Source organism: Chryseobacterium suipulveris (assembly GCF_022811685.1).
Lineage (GTDB): Bacteria > Bacteroidota > Bacteroidia > Flavobacteriales > Weeksellaceae > Kaistella > Kaistella suipulveris.
The window spans coordinates 1,255,574-1,276,071 of the sequence record NZ_CP094532.1 but is presented as its reverse complement, the minus strand read 5'-3'; the positions used below and the strand labels follow the sequence as shown (position 1 = coordinate 1,276,071).

The following is a 20,498-nucleotide window of genomic DNA, read 5'->3' as shown; positions in this document are numbered from 1 at the left end:
ACTGCCGATAACATGGGTTTTGCAAGATGCGGGGTTGAAGGAAATCTCAGAAATATTCTAGAAAATACCCGCAAAAAACCATTTCATTTTTTTTTGTAAATTTGAAAAAATGAAAATGGTTTTTGCTAGAGATTGGTTCTCCTCCCGACTTTCGGTTTGCAGTAGCCCGCACCTCGCAAAGCCCTTTTCCGTTATCGGCAATGTTATAAAAACCCCGCATAAAATGAAGAAAATCAATATTTTGAATGGAATTCAATTAAGAAGTCTTTTTGACTCTTTTAGTCACGAATTTAAATCTTCAACTGTTGAAGAAAAATTCCAAACTCTCGCTTTACTTAACAAATATGGTTTTTTGGAACAGACAGTTAAGGAATATCAAAAAAATTACAAAGAAAATAACAGACAAGATATTGTTGACGAAGTAAATAAAACTTTAGACTTTTTAGTCACCAAACTAAATCCTAAAATTTCATTCAAAACCTATGGAAAAGACAAAGCAAAACTCAAAGCCATTATTTCCGCTCTAAAAACTGAACTTGAAAAACTGACCGCAGAAAAATACTCTGTAGACAAATTTGTTTCTTCATATTTGGCCGAAAACAAGACCGAATATGAAATGCAAAAGAACTTTTTCAAAATTGATTTAGAAAAAGACATAACCAAGAAAGTAAAACAGAGAGATGCAGAAGAGAACAAACCTTTTGCGGAGCAATATTTCCACCTTTACAAATTTTTAAAGCATAATCTACTTCCAGATTTCCGCAACAAAAATTTTGTAGGTTATATGATTGATATGGGTTTTGACTATCATAGTGAATATGTTGTAAGATTTTTCTTGGAAAACCCAACGAAGGAAAACTATTTTGAAGCGATAAAATATGCTGTTGAAGTTCTATTTTTTGAAAAAGAACCATTTCACAAGTTTGTTTTATTCAGAAATAATTTTGGCAACAAAACCCAAATCAAAAAATTTTATGATAAGAACGAAACAGCAATTTATTTAGATACTGACAGAGATTTTGAAGATTGGAAAAGAATAGAAAATGGAGAAAATCCTAAACAACAGTATCTGCAACGTTGGAAAAGTTTAAACGAATTGCTGAAAGAAGAAGACGTTATAATTTTGGCAAGTTATCAAGGTATTGGTTTTAAAATCGGAAAAATTAGGAAAGGAACGAAGTTTAGAAAACTTTCGGATGATAATTTCGCATATTATTTTTTCAAACTTGAAAATGCTAAAGAAGTTGATTTAGATTTGTTCCCGTTTGTTCAAACTATTCTGCCTTCAAATGTAACTTTGAGCAATATCTACAGAAAGCACCAATCTTTAAGGAAAATTTATCCGAGAGTCGCGTGTTTTACGCAAAACTTTGAAATGGACGACAAAGCAATAGAGGTTTTAGTTTCGGAATGGCTTCGTAGCAAGTATGCACCAAAAGAATTCAAAATCAAATATCAAATCTTAAAAACAGGAGGAAACAAAAAAGATATTGACGTTTTTGCTGTTACAGAAGACAACAAAAAATTAATCGGTCAAGTTTCAAACACCAAAAACTTGGCAACAATGAAACAGAAAATCAAGAAATTAGAAAAATATGAAGATTTTCAGAAAATATTCTTTTTCAACACTTCTGAAACAGAAATTGAGAATCAAAAAGTTATAGATATAAATCAAGTCATTGAAGATTTAAACAAAGACGAATATTATAGTGAATTATTTTTGCAACTTAACAACTAAAAAACACTGCCGATAACATAGTATTTGCAAAAGGCGGGGTTGAATATATAATAGAAAAACCCGATGCATTTAGTCGCAACTTGCTTTTCATATTACAATTTTTTGTAGATTAGTAATCTGAAAAAGCAATTTGCTTCGTTCGGTCGAAATTGAACTTTCAGTTAAATTTAGCCCGCCCTTCGCAAATACTTTCCCGTTGTGCGACATGCTGCCAAAATTGCGCATAAAGTGTCTGAAAATCGAAAAGTTTATCTGAAATTTTTGAACAAGCCAAACTTCAAGGTTCCTAAAAATTGGGCGAAAATCTTTGGAAAAACTGCGTGAATATTTCAAGCCGCAAAATTTTAGATACTTTGGAAAAACTGCGTGAAAAACGTTGCGTTAAAAATTGCGCCGAAAAACCATCTTTGGAAAAACGCCGTAAAATCCACATCTCGACAAAATCACGTTAAAGTGCGTGAATATTTCAAAAGTGTGCATGAAGTTTGCAAAAAAAGTGCTCAAAACATTTTCGGAAAATTTTTTAGGATTTTAGTCGGGGATTTTCCATGCGAAAGGAAAAAATTATTAACTTTATCGAAACAAAAAAAAAACGAAAAATTATAGGAAAAGAAAGCACGTCGCACAACATGGGTTTCGCAAGATGCGGGGTTGAAGGCCGCGCCCGGAAGATTTTCGCAGGTTGAAGATTTTTCCACGCCCGAAGTTCATCGTTAGTTGTCCCGCACCTCGCGAAGCCCTTTCCCGTTGTGCGACATTTTAGAAAGATTCCGCTTAAAACAAAAATTTTGGATTGATTTAACTTTTTCCTATATTTGTATCCAAATGAATACAAAATGTACTTTATTGAGAAAACGAATGAGTTTGACAAGTGGTTCCGAAAATTAAAAGATATCCGAGCAAAGGCTAAAATCTTGTTCCGAATCCAGAAATTACAAAACGAAGAACATTTTGGAGATTGCAAACCTGTTGGAAATGGAATCAGCGAATTGCGAATAAATTTTGCAAAGGGCTACAGAATCTATTTCAAAGAGACAGATGGAAAAATTATTATCTTGTTAATTGGCGGCGACAAATCAAGCCAACAAAAAGATATAGAAAAAGCGAAAGAAATTTGGGAAAAAGTAAAAGAATAAAGAATGGATATTTCAAAATTTGACATTGCAGATTATTTGGACAGCAACGAAATGATTGCTGAATATCTTAATGTTGTCCTTGAAGAAGGCGATGATTCTGAAATTGTTGTAGCAATTGGTAATATTGCAAAAGCAATCGGAATGACAAAAATTGCAGAAGAAACAGGAATGAGCAGACCGAGTTTGTACAAAGCACTTTCTGAAGGTGCAAAACCACAGTTTTCAACAATTATGAAAGTTTTGAAAGCAGTTGGCGGACAAATAAGAGTTAATCCTATAACTGCATAAAAAAAACGTCGTACAACATGGGTTTGGCAAAAGCGGGGCGGAGAGTTATCATTTAGAAGATTTCAGCAATTTTAGCCGCAAAAAACCATTTCGTTTTTTTATTTTTTGTAATTTTGAAAAAACGAAAATGGTTTTTGCTCGGTTCGGGTTTAGTTGGAATTTCCGTCCTTCTTATCCCCGCCTTCGCCAAGCCCTTTCCCGTTATACGACATCTTAAAAAGAAAGCGTTCAAAAAAAATTAACATTCATTGTCACTGAACATCCCATTTTGTTGAACAATATATTTGTAAGCCTGCTCTTTAGCGTGATAAGCAGACACAGAACTAAAGAAACATCTATAAGGTCTTCCTTTGTGTTTTGCTGTAAACGGGTTAAAAGTTTCAAAATTTATAGGACAAACATAGACGTAGTAGTCAAACCCACAAGATCGCAAATTAGAGAAACTGCCAGTGTGCTGTACTCTCTTTTCAATCTTGACAGCCTTACATTTTTTAAAAAATTGGTCTTTTTTCATTACCCAATAATATTAAATTCAGATTTGTAATAATCTAAAAGCGTTCTCGCTCTACCAGCAGAAGTACACCACCAAGACTTTGGTTCTTTACCATGCACAAATATATACATATCAATTGCTCTTTTAATTAGCTTTTGTTCTTCTTTTTGTCTTTTCTCTTTTGTAGTCATAGCCTTGATTTTTGAATGAGTTGGTTTGTCTCTCATTTTGTTGATACAAATATAAAACATTTATTTTATATATGCAACATTTATTTTATATTTTTTATATTTGCTTTATGAAACTCAAAGAATTTTTAGAAGCAAATCCGATAATTAATAATGCGCAACTCGCTAAATTGATGTATCCTAATATTAAATCTGCGAATACTAAACTTGCGAATAAACTCGCTGAAAATGTATCGGGTTCAGGAAAGCAACGAATAACTGATAAAGATTTAAAGGAAGCAATTTCCGTATTGGATAATCTCTGTAAAAAAATACAGGAGTTTAAAAAAGACGTCGTATAACACTGTTTTTGCAATATGGCGGTCTGAAAAGTTAATTGACGGTTCTCACTCGCTTTCACTTTTATTCTGTGTTGAGAGTTTCGTCATCCGTAGCCGCCACATCGCAAATCCAAACCGTTAGCCGTAATTTTATCCAATGCAGCGCCACCAAAGAAAATTTAACGAAATAAAAAATCTACTTAAAGAAAAATTAGGTGAAAAAATTGATGTAATTTCAGAGAACGGAAATGAAATTATAGAAATCAAAAATTCTAATTTTTGGTTAATGGTGGATAAAACAGAATTTACTGTTGGATTCGGACTAAATCACACACATTTTAGCGACGAATATGGAAATTTAGATGATGGAATTTTTCAAACTTTAGATTTACTCACAAATAGAATTAAAACAACTAATTTTATAAAAGGGAATACCATTTTCAAAACAACTGTTGAAATAGAATATGACAATTCTAAACCTTTAAATATTGGTACAACCAACCTTCTAATCTATCCATTTTGGAAAAGAACTAAAATTGAAACTATTGTTTCTGAAGAAATTATTAAAAAAAAAGGAAAGAGAAAAAGAAGCGAACTTAATCTTAAACGAAAATTAAAAAAACTACGGCTAACATAGTATTTGCAAAAGGCGGGGTTGAATATTTAATAGAACTATTTGTTGCATTTAGTCGCAACTTGCTTTTCATATTGTATTTTTTTGTAATTTAACAATCTGAAAAAGCAATTTGCTTCGTTCGGTCGAAATTGAACTTTTCGTCCAATTTAGCCCGCCCTTCGCAAATACTTTTTCCGTTACCTGCTATTTTAAATGAACGACACTACAAACATAAAACGACAATTTTTTGACTCGCTAAAACGTGGGACAGGAGAAGCATATATCCTACTCAAAGAAAACCGAAATATCGACTTTTCAGACCTAATTATAAAAGGAGCAATAAAAAATTACTCTTATGACAACCAATCAGAAGGAAGTAGGGCTGATTACATTTATAGACTTATTAAGAACTCAAAACAAAAAGACAAAATTATAAAATCGGTTTTAACCAAATTAGTATCTGAAAAGAATGACTACTATGGACTTGACCAAATGTGTGACTTGGCTGTAAAATTTTATAAAGCAGGACATCTTGAAGCAAAAACAGCTCTTTACAACCGCTTTGAGAAAAATAGTCTTGAAGATTACGAGTTTTGTGGACAAGACCAACTGATGGAAATTGACGGTATAAACGGAATATTGAAAGTTGCTGAAATTGTAGGCAAAACACTTTTTGAAAATCCAGATGATTATGAAGAAAGTTGGCGAATTGACTATTTTCAGAAACGTCATAAGTCAATTGATATATATGCGGAATTAAAAAAAGCTTCTAACAAAAGTGAATATATAAAGGCTTACTATGATTCCATAATTAAAAACAAATGGACATTGCCAAGACGCAGAAAAATAAAAAGGTTTACTTATGAACTTATTAAAGAAAGCATTGAAAATAAAAGATATGGTTTTCTTTCGTCAAAAAGGAATAATGAATTAACCGAGAACGAAGTAGAAAAATTAGCAAACGAATTCTTGGCTGAAAAAGACAATATTAAAAAAGAAAGATATTTACGTTTTTTTAGTTCACGGAAATTTCCATTTGACTACAAACCTATATTTCTAATTGCAAGTGGAAAAAATCCGAAGAAAACAAGAATGGTTGAATATGCAGTAGAATCACTTAAACATTTTTCTGCAAAAGAAATCCGGCAACTTGCTTTGGAAAAACTTAACACAGAAAAAAATCCTTGCGACTATTTAGACTTGTTGGTTAGCAATTACCAAAAAGGCGACTATAAACTTTTAACAGAAATAGCGAGTCGTTCAGACGACTATGAATTTATACACTCTATTGTTTTTGGTTTCATAGACATTTACGAAGCAAACGCAACAAAAGAGTGTAAAGAGCCATTGGAGACAATTTACAACAAAATGAATTGTGGACTTCATCGTAAAGACATTGTGAAAATCTTGCTTGACAATAAAGTGTTGTCCGACAAAATCTTTGCAGAGCTTGAATTTGATAGTGATGACAGCGTAAGAAAATTATATAGACAAAATAAAAACAGCAGGTAACAGCAGTTTGGCAAAATGGCGGGTTCAGTGCTAAATTCAACAGTAGTTCTTCGATTGAACTTTTGTGCAAAACTGAACATTTGTGCTTCGATTTCCGCCACTTCGCCAAGCTGCAAAACGTTAGCTGTAATCCTACAAAACAAACACCATAAAACGAAATTATAATCTATGGATTTTAGTAAACTCCCAACAATTGAAAGGATAAACGAAATTATTCGTGAATTAAAATCATTTGATTTAGAATTAACAGATGAAAACTTAATATTCCAGAAAATTCAAGAATTAGTATTCATTCCTTTTCCAACCGCAATGTTGCAAAATACATTTTATGTTGATAGAATTAGATTAAATCAAGGCGACAAATTATATACTTCTGAAGAACAAATTTCTTATCGTCGGGATGAAACAAATATCGAAAAGTATGGAAGAGCAAATCTCATGAAACAATCCTTATTTTACGGAGCATTTGAATCAGAAAATATTAAGCTCCCGAGATTTGTCAATCTTATAGAAACAAGTGAAATATTTAGAGAAATAGAAAAACATGAAGATTTAGACATTAAGTTTTATGCAACTTTAGGGAGATGGAAATTAAAGAAAAATACTGAAGTTTTAGAAGTTATATTTTCAGAAGATTTTTTAAAATCAGAAGAAAATAAAAGAGCATTTGACTATCATTACAAAAACTTAAAAAGAGATTTACCAGATTTCGAAGAACGTTTTAAATTAATATTAGAGTTTTTCACATCAGAATTTTCAAAAAAAACTATAAAGTCACATCATGATTATAAGTTATCATCAATGTATTTTAATTTATCTCTCAACTCTTCTCCAAATATTGGAGGAGTAAAATACCCAAGCGTTAAAAGTGATTATTTAGGATATAATCTAGCTTTACTGCCTGAATTCCTTGATGAAAATTTTGAATTGTCAAATGTTTCACTACTTGAAATTGATAAAAAAGGAAAAAATACTGTAGTTGATATTGTTAATCATGTGACAGACTTTGGTGTAAATAATAAAAATTTCACATGGGAAAAATAAGGACTACAGCTAACATAGTATTTGCAAAAGGCGGGGTTGAATCTATAAAACCACTACCTGATGCATTTAGTCGCAACTTGCTTTTCATATTACTTTTTTTGTAATTTGGTAATCTGAAAAAGCAATTTGCTTCGTTCGGTCGAAATTGAACTTGAAGTTAAATTTAGCCCGCCCTTCGCAAATACTTTTTCCGTTAGCCGTAATTTTAAAAAATCACACATATCAATGAAAAACATTTTACTTCTTTTTTTATTTACTTTCATATTTTTTTCTTGCAGAAATGATGAAATAGATTCTAACAAATCAAAATTTGAAATAACTATTAGCAATGTAACAAATAGTAGTGTTTCTATTAATTATAAAATTCAAAATATTAATACCGAAAAATATCTGATTTGTAGCCAATCTGATAATTTTGACATTGAAAATTATGAAGTAAAAATTCCCATACAAAATACAGAAGGAACAATAACTATAAACAATCTGTTACCTAATAAAAAATATTACTTTAAGGGATGGTATTCAGCAGATTACAGCAATACAATAGAAGCAAATACAAAAGAAATAGTATTTTCTACAATTTTAGATAAAAATATTGGATTAAATCCGGATAATGGAAATTTTATATATTTAATGAATAGTGAAATAGATCCTACTAAATCTTATTTATATTTAATTACTAGACAAATTCAACAATATGCAACGGAAGTAAAAAAAATAGTTTTACACAAAATTGATTTAAATGGAAATTTGTTATGGAGCAAATTAATTCAAGATTCGAATTCTCCTAGTGTAAATGTAAATCATAATGGCTATAAAATTCAATTTTTATCAGATAATAATATTGCAGTTATAACAGGCAAATCAAATCAAAAAGCGACAATAATTACAAAAATTAACCCAACAAACGGCGATGAAATATGGAAAAAAGAATTTCCTTTAATTGATGCTGATGGATATCAAAGTAATACTATCTTTGGTTATTCATATCATAGCAACTTAATAAAAATCATTACCGGACCAGGAGATTGGCATAATTCAGAAGAGATATTTATTGATAATGATGGGAACATTATTTCTCAAAGAACAATTATTCAAAATTCAAACAATCAAGCGATGATGGATGGGAAATATATGAATGACGGCTCTATAATTTCGATCTATGCACAAAACCAATATCCACAAAATGGGACTTGGACAGTTGAAGGTTGCATAAGAAAATTCGATTTTTCAAATTCAACATCAAATGTGCTTTGGTCAAAATATTATGGTGATTATGGTGGAGATGATGGTTTCGATAATTATTTTATTAAAGACAATCACTTTTACATTGATGGATTTTATGGTGGCAATAGTGGTTATTCTGATAAACAACATTGGATTTTAAAAACAGATTTTGATGGCAATATTGTTTGGCAAAATAAATTACCTGCAAAACAATATTTTATATATCATGGCTTAGATTTTTTCTCTAATAATCAAAACAATCTATACTCGCTGATGAATGAAATGTATGCTCCTACTTTTCCGGTTTATAATATAATTACTTTAACAAAATTTGATGAAAATGGGAATTTTATTTGGGAATGGAGCGACGGAATTGGGCAAAATACAGATACATTTATTGCAAACCGTGCATTTGAAATTAATGATAATCAATTTATAATTGTTGGTGATCGATCAACAAATCAAACAGGAGTTGGTGAAATTAGATTTTTAAAAATTAATGTGGAATAAAAACTACGGCTAACATTGTATTGGCGAAAAACGGGGTGAATACTGTCTTTGAGAATTGATTTAGCAGTATCCGCAAAAATTTTTCCGCTTTCTTTTTTTTAGTAATTTAGTCAGCGGAAAAAATTTTTGCTAAGGTTCGGTTTTCCTTTGAAATTGTTTACAAGGTTGTCCGTTCTTCGCCAATACTTTTTCCGTTGTACGCAATTTTACCCAAAAACACGCCCTAAATGAGTGATAGAAAGTTACCACGACGAAAATTAAAGAAAACTATTTTTGAAATTATTGCCAACGAAATCAATGAAGACATTGAGAAAAACCGCTATAATTATACAACGAGAAAATATGAGACTTTTTTTGGAAAAATCGGAATGAAAAATAGACGAGATTTTGACAAACTCAAAAAATACGAAGCACAATTTAAGAAACTGAAAATTACTTTTTGGAGCGGAAAAGCGCAAATGACAAAACTTTCAGAATTCACAAAAAATTCAACAATAACTTTTAAGAAAACTTTAATGAGCGAACAAAAAGAAATGAACGGAACCGCAGAAGTGAAATTTGCAGGAAAAATCACTATTTCAAAATCTGAAAGCGGAATTACTCCATATAAACATCAAGAAGATGCTTTTTATAATCTTCAAAAACAAATTATAAAAATGACAAAAATCCATTTGCAGGACTTTTAGTTTTACCAACGGGAGGAGGAAAAACACTGACTGCTTCTTGGTGGATTGCGAAAAATTTTCTTGACAAAAACAAAAAAGTTCTTTGGATTGCGCACAGACACGAACTTTTGGAACAAGCAAAAGGAACTTTTACAAAAACTTTGGCTTATTCCGACATTTTCAAAGAAAAAGACAATTTCAACTATAGAATTATTTCGGGAATTCACGACAAGCCAATCAATATTAGAAAATCCGATGATATTATTTTCGCAAGTAAGGATAGTTTGAATTCGGGATTTGACCATTTATTTAAGAATTGGATACACGAAAATACAGACGAAGTTTTTTTAGTTATTGACGAAGCACACCACGCAACAGCAAAAACTTACAGAAAACTAATTGAAAACATAAAACAAAATGTAAAAAAATTCAGACTTTTAGGATTAACCGCAACTCCGACAAGAACTGCAGAAAACGAAAAAGGTCTTTTGCAAAAGGTTTTCCCTGATGATATTATTTTCAAGATTGATTTGAAAACACTTATCAGATTGGGAATTTTATCTGAACCAATTTTTGAGGAAGTAGAAACGGGACAAAATTTTATAGAAGATTTGACCGACCAACAAATTGAACTTTTAAACACTTTTGATATTAACAGCATTGGAGAACAAATTGCCGAAACCATTGCAAAAAACCGAGAAAGAAATTACAAAATTGTTGATAAATATGTTTCCAACAAGGAAAAATATAAGCAAACTTTGGTTTTCGCATTAAATGTTGATAATGCAATTGCACTCAATAAATTATTCCAAGAAAGAGGCGTAAAATCTGACTTTGTAATTTCAAATGTGAAAGATGCAATTACAGGAGTTACAAGTAATTTCACGAAAGAAAATAAAGAAAAAATTGAAAAATTCCGACAAGGAAAATTGGAAGTCTTGATAAATGTAAATATTTTAACAGAGGGAACTGACGTTCCCAATGTTCAATCCGTATTTTTAACAAGACCAACAATTTCTACAATTTTAATGACGCAAATGATTGGTCGCGGTTTGCGAGGTCCAAAAGCAGGCGGAACAAAGGAAGCATTTATTGTAAGTTTTGTTGACGATTGGCAAGATAAAATTGCGTGGATTAATCCCGAAAAATTATTTATTGAAGAAAATGTTGATTTTAACGACCAAGACAAAGAAACCAAAAAATCGCTTCTTCGTTTGGTTTCTATCAGCAAAATTGAAGAATTTGCAGTTTTAACGAATAGCATTATTGACCCCGAAACAAAAAGCGAACTTGAAAAATTGGATTTTATTCAAAGAATTCCAAAGGGAATTTATCAGTTCAGATATTTGGTAAAATCCGAAGGCGAAGAAATTGAAAAAAATTGTGAAATTTTAGTTTATGACAATATTGAAAATTCTTACAAAAATTTTGTAGAAACTCTTCCCTATTTCGTTAAAGACAACAAATTGGAGGAAAGAGAAAGTTTGGACGAAAAAGAATTGATATTATATTCTAAACAAATTGAAGATGAATTCTTTTCGGGCGTTGAAAAATATCCTGCATACAGCATAAACGATATAAAAAGTCTTTTGCAATATTATATCGTTCAAGACGAAGTTCCGCAATATATTGAACTGAAAGACAGAGAAAATTATGATATTGACAGAATTGCACACGAACTTTATGAAAAAGGTTTAGGCGGAAAATTAAAAACTGATTTCTTAAGCGGAATTTGGAATGATAACGAAATTGAGTGGCAAACATTTTTCAATTTTGACCAACGCATATTTTTAAATGAAATAAATATTGCAGAAAGCAGACTTTCGTTTCCTGAATTGTATCAAAGAAATAAACAACTTCCGACAGAAGAACACGAAATTAGAGAATTTGAAAGAATGAGTTTGTATGAAATTAGAAACGTAAATCCTGCTTATGAAAAATGGTTAAGAGACCAAGTTTTTGAGAAATTCAAAGATGAAGAAGGATTTTATTATAGTGCAGAAAGTGGATATAAAAGCAAAAGCCGTTTAATTTTTCAGGTTGACCACATTATTCCAATGCATAACGGAGGTTTGACAAAATTAGACAATCTTCAACTTTTAACAAGAGGAGAAAATATGGTAAAAGGAATTAAATAAAAAAACTGCGTACAACATGGGTTTTGCAAGATGCGGGGTTGAAGGAAATCTCAGAGAAATTCTAGAAAATACCCGCAAAAAACTTTTCCATTTTTTAGTTTTTTCGTAATTTTAAAAAATGGAAAAAGTTTTTGCTAGAGTTTCGTTCTCCTCTCCACTTTCGGTTTGCAGTAGCCCGCACCTCGCAAAGCCCTTTTCCGTTGGCAGAAATTTCATAAAAAACCGTTCTAAAATCGAAAAACGGTTGTTCTGACAATAGTCGGAATAGCCGAAACAGCGACTTAAAGAAACCTGAAAGTAGGTAATTAAAAAACTATTTTATGAAAATATTTAGATTTTCTGCTGCTCTAATTATTGGAGCTTTGTCTTTGACTTCTTGTGCAACGATTTTCACAGGAACTTCTGATGCTATAACTTTCAACTCGACTCCAGAAGGAGCGAAAGTTTTTGAAGCTGGAATTGAAAAGTGTACTACTCCTTGCACGTACAAAGTCTCGAGAAGTTTATCGCAAAAAAACATTGAAATGAAAAAAGACGGCTATGAAAACAAAGTATTTACATTAGATTCAAAATTTAATGGAGTTTCAATACTTAATCTCTTTGGGCTTTTAGGTTGGGGTATTGACGCCGCAACCGGTTCACTCAAAAAATATGACACAAAGGTCTATAATATAACGCTTGACGAGAAAAAATAAATGAAAAAAACGGAATCTAAATTGATTCCGTTTTTATTTTGTTCAAAGAGAAACTTCTGCCAACAAGGTATTAATAAAAGTCTTATTATAGTGCATTGATTTTCAGTATATTTTTATACTTTTTCAAATCGTAGGTACAACATAAGTACAACTTTTAGAGGTATATATTTTATACCTTTCAAAGCAAGGATTTTTATAGTGAAAAACCTTGCTTTTTTTATTTGTTTTCCTGTCAATTTTTCGTCCGTTCTACCATACCGATTGCAGTCCTGCCCTTTTCTTTTTCCTGTTTTCGGTGCGTTAGCACCGTATTGCATTGTATTTCAACACCTTGCGTATTGTCTATAAAATAGTATAGAGTGAACTTTGTAAATGCGTACGCAACGTATTTATTAACTCATAAAATTTAAGAAAATGGCAAGACAAAAAGGCTTAATGAAGTATGTCGGAACGATAGGCGATATCCGACACTTCAAAATAAAAGGTCAACAAGGATTTTTCGCCGGAATGGTTGGCGGACCAACCGCAGAACAGGTAAAGACCGCCCCCGAATTTGAACGTACTCGTGAGAATATGAACGAATTTGGCGGTTGTGCAAGAGCTGGGAAGTCGGTAAGAACTGCCCTATCTGCATTGATGTCAAAAATGGCAGACAGTCAAGTTACAGGACGTTTAACGTCCGTAATGAAAAAAATCAATCTCGAAGACGGTACAGAAGCAAGGGGTTACAGAAAGGTTGAGATTTCAACGCAAAGAAACTATTTGTTAGGCTTTGAGTTTGACAAAAAACTTTCTTTAAGCGGTGTATTCAATGCTCCGTATGATGTTACCCATACCACAGGCAGAGATAGTGCAGATTTTACGGTTGCTCCGTTCAATCCTGCGGACTTAATCTCTGCACCGTCTGGAGCAACGCATTTCAGATTGATTAACGCATTGGCGGTTGTTGCCGACTTCGTGTATAATGCTACAACAGGAACGTATGAACCTGACGACATCGCAAACAACGAATTGAGCGTTATTGAATATTCATCTTATATTCCGTTAAATACTGCATTTACAGGCTCTACATTAACGGCTACGTTTCCGACTGCTCCGACATTGGGAACAAATGTAACGGTTATTCAGTGCATCGGGATTGAGTTTTTCCAAGAGGTCAACGGAAACTATTACGCTTTCAATTCTGGTAACTGTTTACGGATTGAAGATGCTTTTTAAGCACTAACAAACGAAAGCCCCCTACATTCCTGGGGGCTTTTCTTCTAACCTTTAAAATCAATCTTCAATGAGAACAAAAATTTTAAGAGTAGCCGAAGGCAAGCAAAGCACATTAAGCCAATTATATATTGATGATGTGTTTCAATGCTACCTTTTAGAAGACAAGATAAGAGCCGTTAAGATACCAAAGCAAACCGCAATCCCAACAGGAAACTATACATTAAGGCTGAATACTTGGGGCGGTATGAATGCCGATTATCGGCAGAAATTCCCAAAGCTTCACAAAGGTATGATTGAAATTAACGGTCTGCCACAATTCAGCTTTGTATATATCCATATTGGGAACACCCATACACAAACGGCAGGTTGTCCGTTGTGTGGTTTCGGGTTTGAGTTGGTTAATGGCGATTTTCAAGTGCTACCCAGTAAAGATGCTTACCAAATGATTTACCCGAAGTTGTTAGCAATAGCACAAGGCAATGAAAAAGGTATCAGCATCGAAAGCAATTTCCAATTTTAAAAAGCAAAGCAAATGGAAAATGCAATCACATTAAATGTAGTGTTCGGCTCTTTGATTAGTATGCTGTTGGCGATTGTTGCGTACTTCATTAAACAACTCCACGCTGATTTTAAGAAAATGGAAAAGGATTTAACGGAAGTAAAAACAATGGCTCTACTGATAAAAACAGAGTTCAAAAACAGTTATGATTTGCTTAATCACAAAGTAGATTATCTGGAACACCGAGTAAACAATTTAGAAAAATAATCTTAAAAAATTTCAACAATGAAAAAGGACAGTCTTAATTTGGTTGAGCGTGTAACCGCTCCCACTCCGAAATGGTTTAAAATCATTCGGAACATCGGCATCACATTAACAGCCGTAGGCGGTGCAATCCTGACCGCACCCATTGCGTTACCTGCTACCATTGTAACCGTAGGCGGTTATTTGATATTGGGCGGAACTGTGGCAACTGCCATATCTCAAACGGCAATGCAAACGGACAACGACAATGAAGCCGAACAAAAGGAAAATTCAAAGCAACCTTAAAATCAAAAGTTATGGCAGAGAAAAAAAAGAAAATCCGATTTAAGGCAGGTGCGGAACTATCGGGCAAAGTCAATGCAGTAAGTGCAACCGTTTACAGCGAAACGCAGGGAAGCACTGAAAATTTTGAAATCGTATTGAAAGGCATTTTGCAAGAAACGCCCGAAGATACACCCAAAGAAGTGGACACCGTAAAAATCAGATTTGCAATTATGAAAGCTGACGCACCCGAAGCAATAAAATAACGGTGCTGTTTGGTTTTGGTTGATGTGTGAAAACCTGCCCGATTGGGCAGGTTTTTTTATTGCACCTGTTTACACTCTTTTTATAAATTGGTGCTTTTATATTGCCTTTATGTTGCTGACAAAGTGCCTATAACGGTTATTCAGTGGGAACTGTAAAGGCAAAAGAGCGTAGCCCGCAGGGCTACCGCTTTAAATGCCTTGCAATGTAAATGCGTTTGAGTTCTGAAATCAAAAGCAACTGTTCGTATATGTGCCTTTCTCTCTGCTCTAATGTTTTGACTTTGCGAACATCATTTTTAAACACTTTTTCTTTGCCTTTCAAATGGCTTACCTGTTCAGAAACGAAGTTTTTAAAATCGCCTATCCGAATGTAAGGAATGACAGAACCAATAAGGAACTGATGAAAAGATTTTGTTTGCCATAACCCAAATAATAAGCTACGGTAAACGTCCAATTCTTCCGCATTACGGCAGGAAATAACAAAGCAATTCGGGCAAGGTACATCTAACGGCTTGCCACTGTTTAAGCCTTTGGATAAGGCGTAAAATTCAAATTCCGACTTTTGATTTTTCGGGTTGTAAGTAAAGATTTTAACGGCTTTCATATCGCACCACTTTTGAGATTAGCTCCGTTCCTTTCGTTGCTGTGGCTGAAAACCAAAACTTTTTTACAAAGAAAAAAACAGAAAAAAAAGAAAGCCATTCATCAGGCAGTGGGGCAAAAAATCCAAAAGGAAACGGAATAAGTCCCGAAGGGTGGCAAGGCAATGAAAATTACTTTGCGAAGCACCTTATTTGCCTTGCCATTATGCCGTAGTCTTTTGGATTTTTTTTGGTGCGGTGGGCTTGTGCGGAACTGCCTACCTTTGCTTTCCTTTTTATTCTTTTTTCTTTTGGAAAACGTGTACCTACTACCGTTGATTAAATTCCTAAACTTTCTTTGAGCGTTGGCAATGGGGCAAACACTCCGCAGTAAAAAATAAAGCATACCATTATCTGAAGCGTGGGAAAAAAGCAAGGGTATGAGGTACGAAATACGCTTGCTGTGCGGTGCTGAAATAAGGTGTTCAGGGAATGGAACGGAATAAATGAAGGTAAATTTTGCTTTAGCTTACCGAAATGTAATGAAGTGAAATGACTAAACACTTTATTCAGCACATCGGCAATACAACCAATCAATGCTTTATTTTTTTACTGCACCGTTGAAATGGGTGGTGGGGTGCTGTGGCAAATCGGGTGGGTGCGGTTGGGGGAAAAATACGGCTTCTGAACCCCGAAAAAAATTAGCGTTGGCATTTGTGCGGTGGGATATTTTTTCGGGGTGAAGACTATGGCATTGGATATTTTACATAATGTTATTATAGGACAGCCTGTGCGGTTGGATGCTCGCATAAGCGAGGGAAAAGGCTGTGCGAAGCGAACCTATAATGCCACATTATGTAAACATAGCTTCCACCGATTTGCATACTGGCATAAACGAAACGGTGGTGGTGGTTGGAGTGAAGTGTCTTTTTGCTTTGTTTTTTTCGCATTGGGACAGCTCTTTGCAACCGCAGGAACGAGGATTGCAATGTGCTGTTGAGCGTTGGCAAAAAACAACGCAAAAAGTATGACAGTTGCAAACGGTGGCAATGCCATAGAAGACAGACCAAGCGTTGGCTTTGTGCGATTGGGTCTGGCTAAAGCCGTATTTTTTCTGTGCGTAGGCAGAGCGTGGGTTGTATAGATTTGGTAGCAAAAGCATTTTTGCTATTGCTTCAATATTTCGATTTTTAAAAATAATATCTCACACATACAAACTTAAATCTCGAGTTTTGTAAAATTATTACGTTTTTTAGATTTAATTTTACGATTTATTTGTTTTTAATTCCAGAATATAATATCTTTGTATCACAAAATGTAACTTACAATCGAAATATTATGTACACGGAAATACTAAGGATAATTGAAGGCGGACTGAATAAAGACACTAAAAAGGTTTTAAATTATTCTAAAACGCTTGCTGAAAAGCTAGATGGAGATGGTAACCAAAAGTTGGCTAAGCTTATCCTTAAGACTATAGATAAAGGTCCCGCTACAACAGTGACTATGGATGAATTACTTACAACCCCTGTTGACCAAGAAAGTCGTCTAAGTATTGTTGATGTAGAAGTTCCGTCGAAAGAGAAGAATTTAATCGTTCTACCTCAACTTGTAGAGAACAAGATTAGCGATTTTATTAATCTCGTAAAACATCAAAACGAATTGATTAGAAGTGGTATAGAAACGTCTAATACATTATTGCTATTTGGAAAGCCTGGAGTTGGAAAAACAAGCGTTGCAAGATATATTTCTGAAAGTACCGGATTACCTCTTGTAATAGCAAGATTTGATGCAATCGTTTCTTCACTTTTGGGAAATACAGCTAAGAACATCAGAAAAATATTTGAGTTTGCTGAAAACAAACCTTGCATCCTATTTCTTGATGAATTTGATGCAATTGCTAAAGCAAGGGATGACCAATATGAGTTAGGAGAATTAAAAAGGGTTATTAATAGCTTGCTTCAAAACATTGATGTCTTTGCTAAAAACAATATACTTATTGCAGCAACCAATCATCCAGAAATTTTAGATAAAGCAATTTGGAGAAGATTTAATACTGTTATCGAAATTGGTGCTCCTCAAGAAAATGAAATTGAAGAGCTTATTAAAAACTTTGTTGATGATTTCAAAACCGATTTCATAAACGATGAAAAAAAGAAAGACAGATTAGTGAAACTTTTTGAAGGGAAAACACCATCAGATATAAAAGCTGTCATTAACAATGCAAAAGCACATACAATTATTCATAACAGTGATACCTTATCTTATGAAGATGTTATTATTGAACTATACGAATTTAATAATAATGGAAATATTACTATTGAAAAGCTTGTTGAGTTCCTAAATGAGAATGGAGTACCACAAGCAACTATTGCCGAACGTATGAAAGTATCATTAAGACAAATAAGAAACTATTTAAACAAACAAGCCTAAACTATGGAAAATAAAAATTTGCCAATTAAATTCTTTCAGAAAAGACAGAAAGATGAAATGGGAACAGAAGCTGGCGGAGGTCAAACAATCCCTAAATGGGCTTCTCAAGGACAGTTAAGAGAGAAATCAGAGTATATTAAAACAGTCTTGGCAGAAGTTTCCACTTCATTAGCCGAAAAAGTTAAAAAGAACAACTATATACCTTCAGTAGTAAAACTAAAGGTAAATGGCGATGCTTTAGCTAAAACCTACAGAAAAGAAATTGGTAATCTTTTCAATGTTGGTAAGCTGAATATAATTGGTGTGAGCGGTGAAGATGAAGTATTGATTAAAATCGACAACGAAAATGACCTAAAAGGCATTTTAAAAAAATTCTCAAGTGTCAATTTTGAACTTCCAAATTATACTCATCAAATAGGTATTTCAGCGATTAATAACATAGAAGAATTTAAACCTCAAATTGACATTGAGGAAGAAGATGAAGAGCAAGTATATAAAGTAAAACTATTCAATTACGGCAATGCCGATTTGAACAATATCCTTATCAGAAGTTTCGAAAAGTACTGTAGAGACAACAATATTGAATTTGAAAAAGCTGAATATTCAGACGAATTAAACATTTTCAGAATTAGCAAGGTAACTACCGATGATTTTGACGAATTGCGTGACTTTGACGGCATTCAGCTAATTACAGAAATGCCTACTTATAGCCTGACCTTAGATGAATTGACAGAAGAAAATGTTATTGAAATAAAACAGCCAAAGGAAGGTGCGAATTATCCAGTTGTAGGAGTTCTTGATACAGGGATTTCAAACATTCCACACCTTATTCCTTGGCTGCACAATAAAAGTTTCACCAAATATCACGAAGATTATATTAATAAAGGACACGGTACTTTTGTAGCTGGCGTTTTGTTATACGGCGATAATTTGGAAGGTAAAGACTACACTGGTTTTGAAGGGTGTAAATTGTTTGAAGCCATAGTAATGCCTGATTTGAGTAAACAAAAAATATTTGAGGACGAATTAATTGAAAACATTAGGGAAGCAATCACTGACCATAATGAAATAAAAATATGGAATTTATCTCTTGGGACGGACAGAGAAGCCGATTTATATGAATTTTCAGATTTTGCAAAGGCATTAGATGAAATTCAAGAAGAAAACAATGTTTTGATATGCAAATCTGCAGGCAATTGTAATAATTTTAGAATTAATGCACCAAAAAGCAGAATAGCCAAATCTGCCGATACAGTTAGAGGACTTGTAGTTGGTTCTATTGCTCACGACAAGTTGGCTACAGATTACGCCGAGAAAAACAATTCATCTCCTTTTTCAAGAATTGGCCCAGGACCATCAAATTTGATAAAACCTGATGTTGTTCATTTTGGTGGAAATGCTGGTTTAGATAACACCAACAAACTTGTTATTAACCCTGTTAAATCTTTCTCTTCAGATGGAAGTTTAGCAAAACAAGTGGGAACCAGTTTTTCTACACCTCGTATTGCGGCTATAACGGCAGGCGTTCATTCAATGTTAAGTGAAGAGTTTAACCCTCTTCTTTTGAAAGCACTTGTAATACATTCTGCAAAGTATCCAGAAGAAATGAGAATGACCATTGCAGAAAAAATTGATGCAGCAGGATTTGGAATGCCATCAAATATCAACGATATTTTGTTTAATCAACCCAATGAAATTACATTAATCCTCCAAGACAACATAGAGAAAGGTTCTTTCATTGATATTCTTGATTTTCCATTTCCACAAAGTATGATAGATGACGAAGGATATTTTTATGGAGAACTTACCGTAACACTTGTAACCTCTCCTATTTTGGAAGTATCACAAGGAGCTGAATATTGCCAATCGAATATTGATGTCTATTTAGGAAGCTATGATGAAAAAATTGAAAAAGATATAACTCAACCAAGGGTTAAAAACCCAATTGGAGCAGATGGAAGGCAAAATGTTTTAGCAACAAGCGTTTACAGTAAAAAGGCTATGAAGGATTTTGAGACTTCGTTTGCAAGTGAAAGAATGCTGCTATCTTATGGGGATAAATTCCAACCTGTAAAAAAATGGAGTGTAAATTTTGATGATTTCACACCAACTAATAAAGATAAGTTTTTAAAAGCACCTAAGAATTGGTACTTGAAACTTGAAGGACTTTTCAGGCATTTTACGGAAAGTAAGTGTGAAATTCAAAAAACCGTTCCGAGCCAAGAATTTTGTTTGGTCATAACAATTAAGGACACAAAAAAAAGAGGAAATATTTACAATGAAGTTACGCAGCTCTTGAACAATTTTAGTTTCGTTCATAGCAACGTAAAAATAAGAGAAGAAGTAAGAATTAGATTAAATGGATAAAAATTACCAACAAAAAAAGACAAAAAAATGTCTTAAAAG

21 protein-coding genes and 1 pseudogene are annotated in these 20,498 nt (G+C 33.2%); 19 read left to right on the top strand and 3 right to left on the bottom strand.

Translation table 11 applies throughout. From position 1 onward, the window contains the following. Window positions 1-223 precede the first annotated feature (223 nt). The 3 genes from MTP09_RS06010 to MTP09_RS06000 all read left to right on the top strand — a co-directional run bounded on the left by MTP09_RS06010 (window position 224) and on the right by MTP09_RS06000 (window position 3,162). A complete protein-coding gene (locus MTP09_RS06010) occupies window positions 224-1,738 on the top strand; it encodes a hypothetical protein (RefSeq protein WP_243551160.1) in 1,515 nt (504 codons plus the stop codon). A gap of 836 nt (window positions 1,739-2,574) precedes the next feature. Next, the gene (locus MTP09_RS06005; protein WP_243551158.1) at window positions 2,575-2,874 is read left to right on the top strand and encodes a type II toxin-antitoxin system RelE/ParE family toxin; all 300 of its coding nucleotides are present in this window, start codon (window positions 2,575-2,577) and stop codon (window positions 2,872-2,874) included. A 3-nt stretch (window positions 2,875-2,877) separates the two neighbouring features. Next, entirely contained in the window at window positions 2,878-3,162 is a 285-nt protein-coding gene (locus MTP09_RS06000; RefSeq protein WP_055041555.1) for an addiction module antidote protein, read from the top strand. A gap of 238 nt (window positions 3,163-3,400) precedes the next feature. On the opposite strand, the gene MTP09_RS05995 is transcribed toward MTP09_RS06000, so the two are convergent. Next, a complete protein-coding gene (locus tag MTP09_RS05995; RefSeq protein ID WP_243551156.1) occupies window positions 3,401-3,676 on the bottom strand; it encodes a hypothetical protein in 276 nt (91 codons plus the stop codon). After that, window positions 3,676-3,882, bottom strand: a complete 207-nt coding sequence (locus MTP09_RS05990) for a hypothetical protein (protein ID WP_243551154.1) — start codon at window positions 3,880-3,882, stop codon at window positions 3,676-3,678. Before MTP09_RS05990 ends, MTP09_RS05995 begins: the two co-directional genes overlap by 1 nt. A 71-nt stretch (window positions 3,883-3,953) precedes the next feature. Between MTP09_RS05990 and MTP09_RS05985 the strand changes: the two genes are divergently transcribed. From MTP09_RS05985 to MTP09_RS05920, 14 genes and pseudogenes are all read left to right on the top strand, one after another. Next, window positions 3,954-4,184, top strand: coding sequence for a hypothetical protein (locus MTP09_RS05985; RefSeq protein WP_243551153.1), 231 nt, complete (start codon window positions 3,954-3,956; stop codon window positions 4,182-4,184). 136 nt (window positions 4,185-4,320) lie between these two features. Further along, the gene (locus MTP09_RS05980; protein WP_243551151.1) at window positions 4,321-4,800 is read left to right on the top strand and encodes a hypothetical protein; all 480 of its coding nucleotides are present in this window, start codon (window positions 4,321-4,323) and stop codon (window positions 4,798-4,800) included. 192 nt (window positions 4,801-4,992) lie between these two features. Continuing rightward, window positions 4,993-6,291, top strand: a complete 1,299-nt coding sequence (locus tag MTP09_RS05975; protein WP_243551150.1) for a hypothetical protein — start codon at window positions 4,993-4,995, stop codon at window positions 6,289-6,291. Window positions 6,292-6,459: 168 nt separating this feature from the next. Continuing rightward, on the top strand, window positions 6,460-7,335 hold the full coding sequence (locus MTP09_RS05970; RefSeq protein WP_243551149.1) for a hypothetical protein: 876 nt from the start codon (window positions 6,460-6,462) through the stop codon (window positions 7,333-7,335). A 225-nt stretch (window positions 7,336-7,560) separates the two neighbouring features. Continuing rightward, window positions 7,561-9,072 (top strand): hypothetical protein, encoded by a 1,512-nt coding sequence (locus MTP09_RS05965; RefSeq protein WP_243551148.1) that lies wholly within the window; start codon window positions 7,561-7,563, stop codon window positions 9,070-9,072. Between the two features lie 227 nt (window positions 9,073-9,299). After that, a complete protein-coding gene (locus MTP09_RS05960) occupies window positions 9,300-9,758 on the top strand; it encodes a hypothetical protein (RefSeq protein WP_243551147.1) in 459 nt (152 codons plus the stop codon). 26 nt (window positions 9,759-9,784) lie between these two features. Then, a pseudogene (locus MTP09_RS05955) lies at window positions 9,785-10,213 on the top strand (DEAD/DEAH box helicase); the annotation flags it as partial. Window positions 10,214-10,495: 282 nt separating this feature from the next. After that, window positions 10,496-11,875 (top strand): helicase-related protein, encoded by a 1,380-nt coding sequence (locus MTP09_RS05950; protein WP_243551146.1) that lies wholly within the window; start codon window positions 10,496-10,498, stop codon window positions 11,873-11,875. 320 nt (window positions 11,876-12,195) lie between these two features. Continuing rightward, window positions 12,196-12,570, top strand: coding sequence for a hypothetical protein (locus MTP09_RS05945; RefSeq protein WP_059137259.1), 375 nt, complete (start codon window positions 12,196-12,198; stop codon window positions 12,568-12,570). Between the two features lie 414 nt (window positions 12,571-12,984). Further along, window positions 12,985-13,788, top strand: a complete 804-nt coding sequence (locus MTP09_RS05940) for a hypothetical protein (RefSeq protein WP_243551145.1) — start codon at window positions 12,985-12,987, stop codon at window positions 13,786-13,788. 67 nt (window positions 13,789-13,855) lie between these two features. Beyond that, window positions 13,856-14,308 carry a DUF5675 family protein gene (locus MTP09_RS05935; protein ID WP_243551144.1) on the top strand — a complete coding sequence of 151 codons (453 nt, stop codon included), beginning with the start codon at window positions 13,856-13,858 and terminating at the stop codon, window positions 14,306-14,308. 12 nt (window positions 14,309-14,320) lie between these two features. Further along, the gene (locus MTP09_RS05930) at window positions 14,321-14,554 is read left to right on the top strand and encodes a hypothetical protein (RefSeq protein ID WP_243551143.1); all 234 of its coding nucleotides are present in this window, start codon (window positions 14,321-14,323) and stop codon (window positions 14,552-14,554) included. An 18-nt stretch (window positions 14,555-14,572) separates the two neighbouring features. Next, window positions 14,573-14,836, top strand: a complete 264-nt coding sequence (locus tag MTP09_RS05925) for a hypothetical protein (RefSeq protein ID WP_243551142.1) — start codon at window positions 14,573-14,575, stop codon at window positions 14,834-14,836. An 11-nt stretch (window positions 14,837-14,847) separates the two neighbouring features. After that, on the top strand, window positions 14,848-15,078 hold the full coding sequence (locus MTP09_RS05920) for a hypothetical protein (protein ID WP_243551141.1): 231 nt from the start codon (window positions 14,848-14,850) through the stop codon (window positions 15,076-15,078). A 181-nt stretch (window positions 15,079-15,259) separates the two neighbouring features. On the opposite strand, the gene MTP09_RS05915 is transcribed toward MTP09_RS05920, so the two are convergent. Then, entirely contained in the window at window positions 15,260-15,682 is a 423-nt protein-coding gene (locus MTP09_RS05915; protein WP_243551140.1) for a DUF6943 family protein, read from the bottom strand. A gap of 1,315 nt (window positions 15,683-16,997) precedes the next feature. Here MTP09_RS05915 and MTP09_RS05910 point away from each other — a divergent pair. Both MTP09_RS05910 and MTP09_RS05905 read left to right on the top strand, forming a co-directional pair. After that, window positions 16,998-18,092 carry an AAA family ATPase gene (locus tag MTP09_RS05910; protein ID WP_224135640.1) on the top strand — a complete coding sequence of 365 codons (1,095 nt, stop codon included), beginning with the start codon at window positions 16,998-17,000 and terminating at the stop codon, window positions 18,090-18,092. Window positions 18,093-18,095: 3 nt separating this feature from the next. After that, the gene (locus MTP09_RS05905) at window positions 18,096-20,459 is read left to right on the top strand and encodes a S8 family peptidase (RefSeq protein WP_224135641.1); all 2,364 of its coding nucleotides are present in this window, start codon (window positions 18,096-18,098) and stop codon (window positions 20,457-20,459) included. Window positions 20,460-20,498 lie beyond the last annotated feature (39 nt).